Origin of the sequence: Mesorhizobium sp. WSM2561 (genome assembly GCF_000513915.1) — a bacterium.
Taxonomy (GTDB): domain Bacteria; phylum Pseudomonadota; class Alphaproteobacteria; order Rhizobiales; family Rhizobiaceae; genus Mesorhizobium; species Mesorhizobium muleiense.
The window spans coordinates 79,592-93,752 of the sequence record NZ_AZUX01000006.1 but is presented as its reverse complement, the minus strand read 5'-3'; the positions used below and the strand labels follow the sequence as shown (position 1 = coordinate 93,752).

Annotated in this window: 14 protein-coding genes and 1 pseudogene; 9 read left to right on the top strand and 6 right to left on the bottom strand. The window is 63.5% G+C overall.

What is annotated here, in order from left to right:
- Positions 1-29: 29 nt before the first annotated feature.
- Entirely contained in the window at positions 30-1,241 is a 1,212-nt protein-coding gene (locus M727_RS0109550) for an acyl-CoA dehydrogenase family protein (RefSeq protein ID WP_027152492.1), read from the bottom strand.
- Between M727_RS0109550 and M727_RS42330 the strand changes: the two genes are divergently transcribed.
- Positions 1,228-1,473, top strand: coding sequence for a hypothetical protein (locus M727_RS42330; RefSeq protein WP_198032621.1), 246 nt, complete (start codon positions 1,228-1,230; stop codon positions 1,471-1,473). The two genes, M727_RS0109550 and M727_RS42330, sit on opposite strands and share 14 nt — an antisense overlap.
- Positions 1,474-1,542: 69 nt before the next feature.
- Here M727_RS42330 and M727_RS0109540 read toward each other — a convergent pair whose 3' ends face one another.
- The 5 genes and pseudogenes from M727_RS0109540 to M727_RS0109520 all read right to left on the bottom strand — a co-directional run bounded on the left by M727_RS0109540 (position 1,543) and on the right by M727_RS0109520 (position 5,210).
- Complete coding sequence (locus M727_RS0109540; protein WP_027152490.1) at positions 1,543-2,505, bottom strand: 3-keto-5-aminohexanoate cleavage protein; 963 nt, start codon at positions 2,503-2,505, stop codon at positions 1,543-1,545.
- Entirely contained in the window at positions 2,502-3,449 is a 948-nt protein-coding gene (locus tag M727_RS0109535) for a 3-hydroxyacyl-CoA dehydrogenase (protein ID WP_027152489.1), read from the bottom strand. The genes M727_RS0109540 and M727_RS0109535 overlap by 4 nt, the downstream gene beginning before the upstream one ends.
- Before the next feature lie 11 nt (positions 3,450-3,460).
- Positions 3,461-4,267 carry an SDR family oxidoreductase gene (locus M727_RS0109530; RefSeq protein ID WP_027152488.1) on the bottom strand — a complete coding sequence of 269 codons (807 nt, stop codon included), beginning with the start codon at positions 4,265-4,267 and terminating at the stop codon, positions 3,461-3,463.
- A 139-nt stretch (positions 4,268-4,406) separates the two neighbouring features.
- Positions 4,407-4,505, bottom strand: a pseudogene (locus M727_RS43975) (Rho termination factor N-terminal domain-containing protein); the annotation flags it as partial.
- A 33-nt stretch (positions 4,506-4,538) separates the two neighbouring features.
- A complete protein-coding gene (locus M727_RS0109520; protein WP_027152486.1) occupies positions 4,539-5,210 on the bottom strand; it encodes a GntR family transcriptional regulator in 672 nt (223 codons plus the stop codon).
- Between the two features lie 146 nt (positions 5,211-5,356).
- Between M727_RS0109520 and M727_RS0109515 the strand changes: the two genes are divergently transcribed.
- The 8 genes from M727_RS0109515 (at position 5,357) to M727_RS0109480 (ending at position 14,143) form a co-directional block, all read left to right on the top strand.
- Positions 5,357-5,944: an amino acid synthesis family protein gene (locus M727_RS0109515; RefSeq protein WP_027152485.1), complete on the top strand. Its 588-nt coding sequence runs from the start codon at positions 5,357-5,359 to the stop codon at positions 5,942-5,944.
- A complete protein-coding gene (locus M727_RS0109510; RefSeq protein WP_027152484.1) occupies positions 5,937-7,745 on the top strand; it encodes an alpha/beta fold hydrolase in 1,809 nt (602 codons plus the stop codon). The genes M727_RS0109515 and M727_RS0109510 overlap by 8 nt, the downstream gene beginning before the upstream one ends.
- Entirely contained in the window at positions 7,742-8,794 is a 1,053-nt protein-coding gene (locus M727_RS0109505; protein WP_027152483.1) for an LLM class flavin-dependent oxidoreductase, read from the top strand. Before M727_RS0109510 ends, M727_RS0109505 begins: the two co-directional genes overlap by 4 nt.
- Entirely contained in the window at positions 8,791-10,266 is a 1,476-nt protein-coding gene (locus M727_RS0109500; RefSeq protein WP_027152482.1) for an aldehyde dehydrogenase, read from the top strand. The genes M727_RS0109505 and M727_RS0109500 overlap by 4 nt, the downstream gene beginning before the upstream one ends.
- A gap of 64 nt (positions 10,267-10,330) precedes the next feature.
- On the top strand, positions 10,331-11,335 hold the full coding sequence (locus M727_RS0109495) for an ABC transporter substrate-binding protein (RefSeq protein WP_027152481.1): 1,005 nt from the start codon (positions 10,331-10,333) through the stop codon (positions 11,333-11,335).
- 69 nt (positions 11,336-11,404) lie between these two features.
- The gene (locus M727_RS0109490) at positions 11,405-12,265 is read left to right on the top strand and encodes an ABC transporter permease (RefSeq protein ID WP_027152480.1); all 861 of its coding nucleotides are present in this window, start codon (positions 11,405-11,407) and stop codon (positions 12,263-12,265) included.
- Between the two features lies 1 nt (position 12,266).
- The gene (locus tag M727_RS0109485; RefSeq protein ID WP_027152479.1) at positions 12,267-13,067 is read left to right on the top strand and encodes an ABC transporter permease; all 801 of its coding nucleotides are present in this window, start codon (positions 12,267-12,269) and stop codon (positions 13,065-13,067) included.
- Positions 13,064-14,143 (top strand): ABC transporter ATP-binding protein, encoded by a 1,080-nt coding sequence (locus tag M727_RS0109480; protein WP_027152478.1) that lies wholly within the window; start codon positions 13,064-13,066, stop codon positions 14,141-14,143. Before M727_RS0109485 ends, M727_RS0109480 begins: the two co-directional genes overlap by 4 nt.
- Positions 14,144-14,161: the final 18 nt, after the last annotated feature.

The window sequence follows — 14,161 nt, the reverse complement described above, 5'->3', positions numbered from 1 at the left end:
TTTCCTCCTGAGATGCCACCCCGCGTCCGCTATGCCTCGCCTTCGACGGTCCAGCGCCAGAAGCCCCTCTCCTCGTCGTTGAGGAAACGGTTCAGCACCATCTTGTGGACCTCATCGGCGCCGTCGACCAACCGCGCCTGGCGCGCATAGCGGTAGATCCATTCGAGCACCGTGTCCTTGGAATAGCCCCGCGCGCCGTTGATCTGGATCGCCACATCGGCCGCGTCATGCAGCACATTGGCGACCTGGACCTTGGCCATCGACACGTCCTTGCGGGCAAAGCCGCCGCGGTCCAGCTCCCACGCAGCCTTCATCACCAGGATGCGGCCGATCTCGATGCGCATGGCAAGGTCGCCGAGCTTCAGCTGGACGCTTTCGCGGTCGGCGAGGCGCTGGCCAAAACCATGGCGCTCGGCAGCGTAGGCGCGCGCGATCTCGACGCAGCGTTTGGACAATCCGAGCCAGCGCATGCAGTGGGTTAGCCGCGCCGGGCCGAGCCGCACCTGCGTCACCTTCATGCCCCTACCCTCGCCGGCCAGCATGTCTTCGACAGGGATTTCCAGCCCGTCAAATTCCAGCTCGCAATGCCCGCCATGCTCCTCCGGGCCCATGATCTCGATACGGCGCATGATGCGCCAGCCCGGCTGGTCCTTGTGGAACATCAGGGCCGACAGACCATGGCGCGGGTCGTCCGAGGTTCGCGCGATCAGAATGAAATGGCTGGCCTCCTCCGCGCCGGTGATGAACCATTTGCGGCCGGTCACCACAAATTTGTCGCCGCGCCGCTCAGCACGCGTCATGATCATCGAAGGGTCCGAGCCGCCGCCGGGATGCGGTTCGGTCATGGCAAAGGCCGAGCGTACCTGGCCCTCGACGATCGGCTTCAGCCATTTTTCCTTCTGCGCCAGCGTGCCGAGCGCCTCCAGCACCATCATGTTGCCATCGTCGGGCGCTGCCGAATTGAACACCACGGGCCCGAAGATCGACCGGTTCATCTCCTCATAGCAAACCGCAATATCCATCTTGCCGAGACCGGCGCCGCCGGTTTCGGGCTTGAGCTGCAGGCACCACAGGCCCGCCATACGCGCCTTGGCGCGAAGCGTCTCCAGCAGCGGCAAGGCGATATTTCCATGTGCGTCATAGGACGTCTTGTCGGCCTCGAGCGGCAGGATCTCACGCTCGACGAAGTCGGCAATGCGGACGCGGTAATCTTCGGTGCGGGCGGGAATGTCGAAATTCATGGACAAACTCCCAGCGATGAAACGAGGTGGCCACCATCGATGGACGAGATCGCCGAAAAGCATCGGGTCCATATCTGAAATCGAGCGCGCGCTCATTTTCCTTATTCGCCTCTATCCTCTTTTGCAGCTGCCGTCATCCGGCGAAGCGTGGTTCCGCCACGCCCTTGATGCCAAGGCCGGTTATCGCGAACAGCCTGCCGCGCAGGACGCCATCGCCGGGGAGGCGCGGTAACGACCACCACGACTTCGATCTTCATGCCGTCCTCCTCTGTTGGCACCGTGCGGCGATAGGCGAGCCGCCTCAGAACGCGACCTTGTCGCCGCCCTTCAGTGACAGGATCTCGCGCGCCTCGTCGGGCGTCGCCACTTCCATGCCAAGCCCCTCGATGATCTTGCGGGCAAGCACCACCTGCTCGGCGTTCGATTTGGCTAGCTTACCCTTGCCGGCCCACAGACTGTCTTCGAGCCCGACGCGGATGTTGCCGCCAAGGGCTGCCGACTGCGCGGCGATGCGCAACTGGCTGGCGCCGGCACCGAGCACCGACCAGCGGAACTGGTCGCCGAACAGCCGGTCGGCGGTGCGCTTCATATGGGCGACATCTTCGGGATGGGTGCCGATGCCGCCAAGCAGACCGAACACCGACTGCACGAAGAACGGCGGCTTGACCAGCCCGCGATCGGCGAAGTGGGAGAGATTGTAGAGATGGGCGATGTCGTAGCACTCGAACTCGAAGCACGTGCCGTTGTCGTAGCAGGTCGCAAGGATGTATTCGATGTCCTTGAACGAGTTGCGGAAGACCAGGTCACGCGTCGCTTCCAGATGCGGCTTTTCCCAGTCGAACTTGAAAGTCTCGTATTTGTCGACGAGGTGATAGAGCCCGAAATTGATCGAGCCCATGTTGAGCGAGGCGACCTCTGGCTTGAACTCGGCGGCCGGGCGCACGCGTTCCTCGACCTTCATGTAGGGACTGCCGCCGGTGGTGATGTTGATGGCGGCATTGGTGGCCTGCTTGATGCGCGGCAGGAAGCGGGCGAAGGCCGCCGGCGTCTGGTCGGGCTTGCCGGTCTCGGGGTCGCGGGCATGCAGGTGCAGGATCGCCGCACCTGCCTCCGCCGCCGCGATCGCCTCGGACGCGATCTGGTCCGGCGTGATCGGCAGATAGGGCGACATGGTCGGTGTATGGATCGCCCCTGTCACCGCACAGGTGATGATAATTTTGCCCCTGGTCTGCGTAGCACCGGGCTTGCGGCTTGTTTCCGTCATCTTCCAAACTCCTGATCCGATTTTTTCTTGTGCGCGGCCAGCGCCATCAGCCGGCGGTCGCGCCAAACCTGCCGTTCGCCGAGTTCTTCCCGCGGCAGCCGCTTGCGGCGGTCGGCCTCCACCGTCTCGATGACTTCGCCGGCCCAGTCGACGCGGCGCAGCATCTGCGGAAAAATGTTGGCATAGATCGATTGATAGCGCTCGACATAGTCGCGTACACCGCCCGGCGCATTAAGGTCGATCGTTTCGAACGGACCCATGAACGACCAGCGCAGCGCCAGCCCGTCGCGAATGCCGATATCGACATCCTCGACGCTGGCATAGCCGTCGGCGACAAGTCGAAAAGCCTCCTCCAGCAGCGCGCCCTGCAGGCGGTTCATGATGAAGCCGTCGAGCTCGTGCTTCATCACCAGCGGCGCGTGGCCCGCATCGACGAGGAAGGCGCGGGTCCTTTCGACCGTTTCGGAAGACGTCCATGGCGCCGGCACGACTTCCGCGGCCGGGATGAGGTAGGGCGGATTGATCGGATGCACGACCAGGCAGCGGTGCCGCCCTTGCAGATGGTCGGTGAATTTCGACGGCAGCAACGCTGAGGTGGAACTGGCGATCACCGCTTGCGGACCGGCCATTGCATCGATCTGCGAGAACACCTCGCGCTTCACGTCGAGGTTTTCGGGCGTGTTCTCCTGGATATGGACCGCATCGGCCAGCGCTTCTTCGAGCTCCGCAACGACGGCAATGCAACCAAGCACGACGTCGATTGCCTGCCCCCGCAGCAGATCATTCGCAGCGAGGTCGCCGAGCACGCCGGCGATGTAATCGTGCGCACCTTCGGTCGCGGCCGGCGACTGGTCCCACATCCGCACATCGTGGCCGGCGCGGGCAAAACTGATCGCCCAGGCCCGCCCGATGAACCCGCTGCCGACAATCGCTACTTTCACCATGGTCGGGCTCCTCAAAGGGTTTCGACATTACCGTCGACGCCGAGCGACTGGCCGGAGATGTTGATCGCCGCATCGGACAACAGGAAAGCGACCATCGCGGCGACGTCATAGGGGCTGGTCATGCGGCGCAGCGAGACGTTGTGGAGATAGCGCTCCGTCATCTCCTCGTTCGACACACCGAGCTGTCTGGCCCGGTCGGCGATAACCTTGTCGATGCGTGGTCCCTCGATGATGCCGGGCAGGATGGCGTTGACCCTTATGCCGTGCGGCCCGAGTTCCTTGGCAAGGCTTTGCGTGAAACCGATGACGCCGAACTTGGCCGCCGAATAGGGGGTGCGGAAAGCGTAGCCATGGCGGCCGGCGGCGGACGACATCGAGACGATCGAGCCGCCGCCCGCCGCCTTGATCAGCGGCACGGCACGCCTGGCGCAGAGGAACTGGCCGGTCAGGCAGATGTCGATGCAGCGCCGCCACTCCGCCGGATCGATTTCGTCGACGCCGCCGGTCGGCCCGGCGATGCCGGCATTGTTGATCAGCGCGTCGAGGCCGCCGAGCTTTTCCTTCACCGTCTCGAACAGCCGGTCGACGTCGTCGTCGCGCGAGACATCGGCCTTGACCGCGGCGACCAGGGCGATCCTGTCCGGAGCGGCGGCCAGCGCCTCGTCGGAGACGTCGCAAACGACGATGCGCGCGCCGAGCCGCGACAGCGTTTCTGCAATGGCCAGGCCGATGCCGCCGGCGCCTGCCGTCACCAGCACGCGCTGCCCCTTCAGCCCGGTCAGAAAATCATCCGCCGATGTCGGCGCCCCTTTGCTCATCGTGTATCCCTTCTCATTGCAGCCGCCGTTCGCGCAGCGCCATGACAGCGCCCAGAACGACCAAGCCGTACAATATTGCCCCTGAAATTGTGACGAAAGCACTGCCCTCTGCGAGGGCGACGGACGATTCCGTAATGTTCAGCTCCTGCTTGCGCATCACGCTGGCGTTCTCGACCTCGAGCGATTCGGCATACGCGATCAGCTCTGGCGGTTTCTGCCGCGGCTGCTGGTTTATCATGCCGACGCGGAAAAGGGCTCCGTCCATTCTGCTTCAGCTGTTGCGAAGGGTCTGTTGCGCAATTCGCCAGGCCTGCTCCACATGCCGCCGGGCCGCGGCTTCGGCGGCATCGCCGTTGCGCGACTTGATCGCGTTCATAATGTCGGTCATTTCGGCAATTGCGGCGTCGCGGCGATCCACCGAAGCGATGGTCATGGAACGCAGCTGGTTGATGCGGACGTTCAGACCCTGGACGATCTCCCAGGCGATGCGCTTGTCGGCGGCATCGAAAAGCACTTCGTAGAATTTTGTCGTCGCCCGCATCACCTCGATCGGATTGGCTGAGGCCCACGCCTTGAGCAGCACATCCAATGCGCGCTCAAGCGCAGTGATCTGGTCCTCCGTCGCCGTCAGCGCGCAGGCGCGCGCCGCGATGCCCTCCATCAGAGCACGCAGCTCATAAATCTCGTCGGTGCGACTGAGATCCGGCCGGGCCACGGCGGGTCCGTGGCCAGGTATCATCTGGACAAGGCCCTCAGTCTCCAACTGCCGCAGAACTTCGCGCACCACCGAACGACTGACGCCGAGCTGATCACAAAGCGGGCGCTCGACCAGCCGTTCGCCAGGCTGGAAGTGAAACCCCATGATCGCGTCGCGCATGCGCTCCAGCGCCAGCGTTCTCAGCGTCTTGGCGGATCGTTCGATCCTCAGTGTGTCGTCGGCCAGTTCATCTACTCCCAGCATCCGCAAGAAACAGATTCGGCAATCCGTTGACAAGGGATTTGGTCTTCAATAGTATGGTATACCATAAGACGGCCAGGCAGAAGCGGAACTTTTCCGAATGCCTCAGCCGACCCGACACCGAGGATTCGATGAAGCCGGCCATCCGAAAGATCGTCACCTATGTGGAGAACACGCTGATTGAAGGCGGCAAGGCGGCCCCCCGGCCGCTGCGCCTGATCGGCGTGGCGGCGGTGCTCGACAATCCTTGGGCCGGGCGCGGTTTCACCGAGGACCTTTCTCCCGAGATCCGCGCCTATGCGCCGGTTCTGGGGGAGATGCTGACCCGTGAAATCCTCGCAGTTGCGGGATCCGGCGAAGCGATCGAAGGCTACGGCAAGGCCGCAATCTGCGGCACATCAGGCGAGATCGAGCATGCCTCGGCGCTCATCCACACGCTGCATTTCGGCAACCATTATCGGCGTGCCGTCGGCGCCAAGACCTATCTTGCCTTCACCAACCTGCGCGGCGGTCCGAACACGCCGATCATGATCCCGCTCATGGACAAGAACGATGAAGGCCGGCGTTCGCACTACCTGACGGTGCATTTCCAGATCGGCGACGCGCCGGCGCCAGACGAATTGGTGGTGGCGCTTGGCGCCTCGATCGGCGGACGACCGCATCATCGCATCGGCGACCGCTACCAGGATCTCAAGGAGGTCGGCGACCTGCATGGCTGATCTGACGGACCGTGGCTGGCATCGCGGAACGGCGCCTGACGGCACCGGCTTCATCCGTGCCGGATCCGGCGCGCCGGTCCTCCTCATCCACGGCGTCGGCATGAACGCGGCGATCTGGGCACCCCAGATCGAGCTGATGAAAAACAGATGGGATGTGATCGCAATCGACATCCTGGGACACGGCCGGTCGCCGCTGCCGCCCGAGGATGCCAGCCTTGCCGATTATGCCGGACAGGCAATCCGGCTTCTCGATCACCTTGGCCTGGATGCCGCCTCGATCGTTGGCCATTCAATGGGGGCTTTGGTCGGGCAGGAAATCGCTCTCAATGCATCCGAACGGGTCCGCAGCCTCGTCTCGCTCAATGCGGTCTTTCGCCGCCCGGCGGAGCTTGCGCAGGCAGTGCGCGAGCGCGCCGCCGAATTGAATGGCGCGGAAAACCCGTCGGGGACGGACGCAACCATCGCGCGCTGGTTCGGCAACCCCGTCCCCGACAGCCTGGCCGAGGCGGCAAGGACGACGCGCGCGGCACTGCAAAGCGTCAACTCCGACGGCTATGCGCGCACCTATCGACTTTTCGCCCATGCCGATGCGGCACATGGCGATCGTCTTTCCGGTCTTGCGGTGCCGGCCCTGTTCATGACCGGCTCGCAGGACAGGAATTCGTCACCTGCGATGTCGGCAGCGATGGCCCGCCTCGCGTCACGCGGTCGCTGTGTCGTTCTGGAGGGCGAGCGACACATGATGGCCATAGCCTCGCCTGACGTGGTCACGCGGCGCATTGCCGATTTTCTCGAGAGCAACGACGGCGCAAGCACATCGGCGCGACCGGCAATGGACACAGCCTTCGACGCGGGCGAATTCAGGCGGGCGCTCGGTTCCTTCCTGACCGGCGTTACCATCGTCACCGCGATCGGGCCGGAAGGAGAACCTCGAGGCTTCACCGCCAATTCGTTTACATCCGTTTCGCTCGATCCGCCGCTTGTGCTGGTCTGCATCGCCAAGAAGGCGCTGGGTCATCCGGTGTTTTCGACCTCGAAGTGCTTTGCCGTCAACGTGCTCTCGGAGGAGCAGCGAGCCGCATCCGGCGTCTTCGCTTCGAAATCGCAGGACAAGTTCTCGGCTGTCGAGTGGCGCTTCGGCCCGACCGGCAGCCCGCTGCTCGCTGGATCGGTGGCTACGTTTGACTGTGACATGGAGCAATTGGTCGACGCCGGCGACCATTCGATCCTCATCGGCCGCGTTCGCGAATTCTCCCACAATTCATCGCAGCCCCTCGGCTATTGCCGTGGCGCCTATGTCTCGCCCGGCCTCAGCCAGGAAGCACTGGCGGCCGCGCCGCCCGACATGGAGGTCGGCGCCATCCTCGAAGATGAAGGCCGCGTGCTGTTTTTCGAAACCGCCGACGGCTTTTTCGAACTGCCGGCGGGCCGAGGGCTCGGGCCACCCGGCGACACGCGAAGCCTCAGGGGACGCCTCGCCGCGAAAGCCATCGAGGCTCATCTCGGATTCCTGTTTGCGGTCTGGGACGACGCAGCAAGCCCGTCGCGAACGCATGTCTACTACCGCGGCACGGTAGACGCGCCCCACTCCAGCGATCACCAGGTCCGGCTCGTCGACATCGACAGGATTGCCGGGCTGAACATCGCCGACGCTGCTGTGCGCTCGATGCTCGCCCGCTATGTTCGCGAATGTCGGGAGGATGCGTTTGGCGTCTATGTCGGCAACGCGGTCGAAGGTGAAGTCCGTCCGCTCGCCAAGCCGGCAGCCATGAACACTTCCAGTCCGGGTCAACAGATATGAAGTTCTCGCTCTTCGTCCATATGGAACGCTCGGACCCGGCAAAGCCGCATGCCGACCTCATCGATGAGCTTGAGGAACTGGTCGTGATGGCCGAGGCGGCAGGCTTCGAGACGGCCTGGATCGGCGAACACCACGGCATGGAGTTCACCATCTCGCCAAACCCGTTCATCAACATCGCCTATCTCGGCGCCAGGACGAAGCGCATCCGGCTCGGCACAGGAACCGTAATCGCGCCGTTCTGGCATCCGATCAAGCTCGCCGGCGAGGCAGCCATGACCGATGTCGTCACCGGCGGCCGGCTCGACATCGGCATCGCCCGCGGCGCCTATAGCTACGAGTACCAACGCCTGTTCCCTGGGCTCGACGCCTGGGGCGCGGGCCAGCGCATGCGTGAGATCATCCCGGCCATCAAGGGCCTCTGGGAAGGCGATTTCGAGATGTCCGGCGAATTCTGGTCGTTTCCCTCGACCACATCGTCGCCCAAGCCGGTGCAAAAGCCGCACCCGCCGATCTGGGTGGCGGCGCGCGATCCGAACTCGCACGACTTCGCCGTGTCCAACGGCTGCAACGTCCAGGTGACGCCGCTCGCCTCCGGCGACGACGAGGTAACCAGCCTGATGGAGCGCTTCAACGCGGCGTGCACGGCGCATCCGGCCATGGCCCGCCCCGAAATCATGCTGCTGATGCACACATTCGTTGCCGAAGACGCCGCCGATGCGGAGCAGCTGACCAAGGACCTGTCGCTGTTCTACTGCCAGTTCGGCGCCTGGTTCCAGAACAAGAAGCCGGTTCGCCAAGGCATATTGGAAGCGCTCGCGGACGACGAGATCGCAGCCATGCCGCAATATGCGCCGAATAAAATCCGGCAGAACCTGGTCATCGGCGAAGCCGAAGAGGTGATCGCCCGGCTGAAGACATATGAGGCGCTCGGCTATGACCAGTATTCGATCTGGATCGACAGCGGCCTGCCGCACGAGCGCAAGAAGAAGTCGCTGCAGCTGTTCGTCGACAAGGTGATGCCGGCCTTCGGGCATGGGGGCCGGCAATGACCCTTGTGGCTTTCAGCAATTTCATAGATGGGGCGTTCGATACGCCGACCGCCACCTTCGAAAGCATCGATCCGTCCACGGGAGCGCCCTGGGCGACGATGCCCGCCGCAACCGAGGCCGATGTCGACCGCGCCGTCGAGGCGGCGCACCGGACGCTGCACTCGGCCGCGTGGGCCTCGCTGACGGCGACGGCGCGCGGCAAGCTGCTGGTGCGCCTCGGCGACCTGATCGTCGCCAATGCCGGCCGCCTGGCCGAACTGGAAACGCGCGACACCGGCAAGATCATCCGCGAGACCCGCGCCCAGATCGCCTATGTCGGCGACTACTATCGCTACTATGGCGGGCTTGCCGACAAACATGAAGGCTCGCATGTGCCCATCGACAAGGCCGATATGGACGTCACCATCCGGCGCGAGCCGATCGGCGTCGTCGCTGCCGTCGTGCCGTGGAACTCGCAGCTTTTCCTTTCGGCCGTCAAGCTCGGCCCGGCACTGGCCGCCGGCTGCACGGTCGTCCTGAAAGCCTCGGAGGACGGTCCAGCGCCGCTGCTGGCCTTCGCCGAACTCGTTCATGAGGCCGGATTTCCCGCCGGAAGCGTCAACATACTGACCGGGTTCGGGCACGATTGCGGCCGACGCCTGACCAGTCATCCGCTGGTTTCACGCGTCGCCTTCACCGGCGGACCTTCGACCGCTCGCGCGATCGTCCGCAACACGGCGGAAAATCTCGCCTACACGACGCTGGAGCTGGGCGGGAAAAGCCCGGTTGTGGTTTTCGCCGACGCAGACCTGGACAGTGCGGCCAACGCGGTGGTGGCCGGGATTTTCGCAGCGTCTGGACAAAGCTGCGTCGCCGGCTCGCGGCTGCTTGTCGAGCGTTCGATAAAGGCCGAGTTCCTGGACATGCTGAAGCACAAAGCCGAGGCCATCAGAATCGGCGATCCGCAGGATCCGGCCACAGAAATGGGGCCATTGGCAACGCCACGCCAACGGGAATGGATCGAGACGATCGTTGCCGAAAGCCTTGCCAATGGCGGGACGCTGGTCACCGGCGGAAAAAGGCCCGACGAGCATCCGCATGGCTTCTACTACGCACCGACCATCATCGATGCCGAGGATCCAGCGCTGCCCTGCGTGCGCGAGGAATTGTTCGGTCCGGTGCTCAGCGTTCTCACCTTCGACACGGAAGCCGAAGCCCTGGCGCTTGCCAACGACACGCCGTTCGGCCTCGCCTCGGGCGTGTTCACCACCAATCTCGCCAAGGCGCACCGCATGGCGCGCGACATCCATGCCGGCGTCGTCTGGGTCAACACATACCGCGCGGTTTCGCCGCTCGTGCCGTTCGGCGGCTACGGTCAGTCGGGGCTCGGCCGTGAGGGCGGGCTCGACGCCATCCGCGATTACACGCGTTCGAAATCCGTCTGGATACGGATATCCGACGAGCCGATCCCGGACCCGTTCGTCATGCGATGAGGGCAGTGCCAATCGCGCAATTTCATAAAAACAAGAAACCAGACAACCAACAGAGGAGAATGACATGAAACTGATTTTGACCGGCATTTTGGCCGGACTCCTGGCAGCCACTGCCGCACACGCCGATGAGATGGTGTTCACCAGCTGGGGCGGGACCACCCAGGAGGCGCAGACCAAATCCTGGGCTGCTCCGTTCGAAGCCAGTTCCGGCATCAAGGTCCTGCAGGACGGCCCGACCGACTACGGCAAGCTGAAGGCCATGGTGGAAGGCGGCAGCGTCGCCTGGGATGTCGTCGATGTCGAAATGGATTTCGCCATCAAAGCGGCCAAGGACGGCCTGCTCGAGCCGATCGATTTCAACGTCGTGCCGAAAGCCGATCTCGATCCTCGCTTCACCACCGAGCATGCGGTCGGCAGCTTCTACTACTCCTTCGTTCTTGCCTGGAACAAAGGGGCGGTGTCGGGCGAACCGGCGGGTTGGGCCGACATGTTCGACCTGACGAAATTTCCCGGCAAACGCACTTTTTACAAATGGTCGGCGCCGGGCGTCATCGAGATTGCGCTGCTGGCCGACGGCGTGCCGGCAGACAAGCTCTATCCGCTCGACCTCGACCGGGCGTTCAAGAAACTCGACACGATCAAGTCGGAAATCGTCTGGTGGGACAGCGGCGCGCAGTCGCAGCAGCTGATCGCCTCCGGTGAGGCGGCCTTCGGGCAGCTCTGGAACGGGCGTGTCTTCGCCCTCCAGCAGGACGGCGCCGATGTCGGCGCATCCTGGAAACAGAACATGACTGCCGCTGACGTACTCGTCATCCCCAAGGGTTCGAAGAACAAGGCGAGCGCCATGAAATTCCTGGCCGCTGCGACAAGCCCGAAAAGCCAGGCCATGTTTGCTGAAGCAAGCGGCTACGCCCCCATCAACACGGCAGCCAAGGCCGAAATGCCGGCCGATGTCGTCAAGTCGCTGCCGGACGCCTATGTCGACGGGCAGATCAACCTCGACATGAACTACTGGGCTGAAAACCGCGATAAGATCGCGGAGCGCTGGTACGCCTGGCAGGCCAAATAGCCGCCGACCTCACCCATGAACCGGCGGGGCGTCGCTAGGCGTCCCGCCTGAGCTGCCGGGATCATCGCCATGTCGGGCAATTTGCTTCATCGACAGCCAATCCTCCGAAGGCCAGATGGCGTCGGCGGCGCCTTGCCGGCGCTGACCCTCATCACCCTGTTCTTCGTGGTGCCGGTTGTTGCGTTGCTGTTGCGCAGTGTAACCGAACCCGTGCCGGGCCTGCAGAACTACGCCATCCTGTTTGGCGACGGCACCTATGCACGGGTCTTCTTCAACACCTTTCTGGTCGCCACCGTCGTCACCGCCGTCACCGTCATCGTGGCGTTTCCGGTCGCCTGGATGCTGGCGATCATGCCGCCTGCCCTCGGCTCGATCATCTTCGGCATCATCATCCTGTCGATGTGGACCAATCTGCTCACCCGCACCTATGCCTGGATGGTGCTGCTTCAACGCACCGGCGTCATCAATCGGACGCTGATGGATATCGGCCTGATCAGCGAGCCGCTGCCGCTGATCAACAACCTGACCGGCGTCACCATCGGCATGGTCTACATCATGCTGCCCTTCATGATACTGCCACTGGTCGGAACCCTGCGCGCCATCGATCCGATGACGCTGCGCGCCGCCGCCCTGTGCGGTGCAAGCCCCTTCGAGGCTTTCCGCCGCATCCTGCTGCCATTATCGCTCCCCGGAATCGCTGCAGGCGGCCTGATGGTTTTCGTCATGTCGCTCGGTTATTTCGTGACGCCGACGCTGCTCGGCGGCACCTCCAACATGATGCTCGCCGCAATGATCGCCCAGATGATCCAGTCTTTGCTCAACTGGGGGCTCGGAAGCGCGGCGGCTTTCATCCTGCTTTTGGTGACCATGGCGCTCTATGCGCTGCAACTGCGCCTCGTCGGCGCCAAGCGCATGACAGGAGGCATCTGAGATGCTGCTCGACTACGACCGGTTGGGCTGGCTGCGCGCAGCACTTCTGGGTTTCACCGGCCTGGTTGCCGCATTTCTGCTGCTGCCGGTGGTCTTCATCGTGCTTTTGTCGTTCGGATCGTCGCGGTGGCTGGCTTTTCCGCCGCCCGGCTGGACGCTGAAATGGTATGAGGAGCTTTTCGCCGATCCGGCCTGGCTCGAAGCGGCGCTGACCAGCGCGCGCATTGCCACCATGGTCGCGATTCTTGCCGTCGTCATCGGGCTGCTGGCTTCTTTCGCCCTGGTCAGGGGACAGTTTCGCGGGCGCAACACGCTTCGCGGCCTGCTGCTGACGCCAATGGTGCTGCCGGTCGTCGTCTTCGCCATCGCCATCTATGCATTCTTCCTGCGGATCGGGTTCGGCGGCACCACGGCAGGCTTCGTCATCGCACACACAGTCCTGGCACTGCCCTTCGCCATCATTCCCATCACCGCGGCACTCGAAGGGTTCGACAAATCCATCGAGGATGCGGCGATCGTCTGCGGCGCAAGCCCATTCGAAGCAAAACTCCGGGTCACCTTGCCGGCGATCAAGATCGGGATCTTCTCGGCGGCGATCTTCGCCTTTCTCGCCTCATGGGACGAGGTGGTGGTCGCGATCTTCATGGCAAGCCCCACCTTGCAGACCTTGCCGGTCAAGATCTGGGGCAGCCTGCGCCAGGATCTTAGCCCGGTCATCGCTGCGGCCTCCAGCCTTCTCGTTCTTCTGACGCTGAGCCTGATGATCGTAACCGCACTCATTCGGCGGAAATTGTCGAAATGACCGAACCGTTCCTCTCCATTCGCGCCCTGCGCAAGGCGTTCGGCAGCTTCGTCGCCGTTCACGATGTCACGATCGATATACCCAAGGGCGAGTTCCTGACCTTTCTCGGCCCTTCCGGTTCTGGCAAATCGACAACGCTCTACGCGATCGCCGGCTTTCAGCATCCGACATCCGGCGAGGTTCTTCTCGAAGGCAGGTCGCTGCTGTCGGTGCCGTCGCACAAGCGCAATATCGGCATGGTGTTCCAGCGCTACACGCTGTTCCAGCATCTCACCGTCGCCGAGAACGTTGCCTTTCCGTTGCGCGTGCGCCGTCGGCCGGACGCCGAGCTGAAACGAAAAGTCGCCGAGATGCTGTCGCTGGTGCGGCTCGAGAGTTTCGGCGGCCGATATCCTGGCGCGCTTTCCGGCGGACAGCAGCAGCGCGTGGCGCTTGCCCGGGCGCTGGCCTACGATCCGCCGATCCTTCTGATGGACGAGCCGCTTTCGGCGCTCGACAAGAAGCTGCGCGAGGAAATCCAGGCCGAGATACGGCGCATCCACCGCGAAACCGGCGTAACGATTCTTTACGTCACCCACGATCAGGACGAGGCGCTGCATCTTTCGGATCGCATCGCGCTGTTTCGGGACGGGCGCATCGAGCAGATCGGCACCGGTGAGGACCTCTATCTGAGACCTCAGAGCGAATTCGTGGCCAGCTTCATCGGAAATTCCAATTTCCTGCCGGCCGAGCATCTTGAAACCGTCAACGGCTCCGCCACGATCCGCCTGGCCGATGGCTCGGTCGTCTCGGGCGTCAGGATCGATCAGGACTTCAGCCATGGCCAGAAGACCAGGCTGATGGTGCGGCCGGAAGCGTTCCGGCTGCGACCCGGCCCGGCCACTGCCGGGCTTGCGGTCGAGTTCATCGACACCGCTTTCTTTGGCGAGCGGCGGCGCGTCATCGCGCGCACCGCCGCCGGCCAGGAGATCGACGTCAGGCCGACATCCGACATGGCGCAAGCACATGAAGGCGTCGCCTCGCGCGGACAGCAGATTTTTTTCGATCCCGCCGCCGCATTTCTGTTTCCAGCCTGACAGACGCGCTGGCGGTCT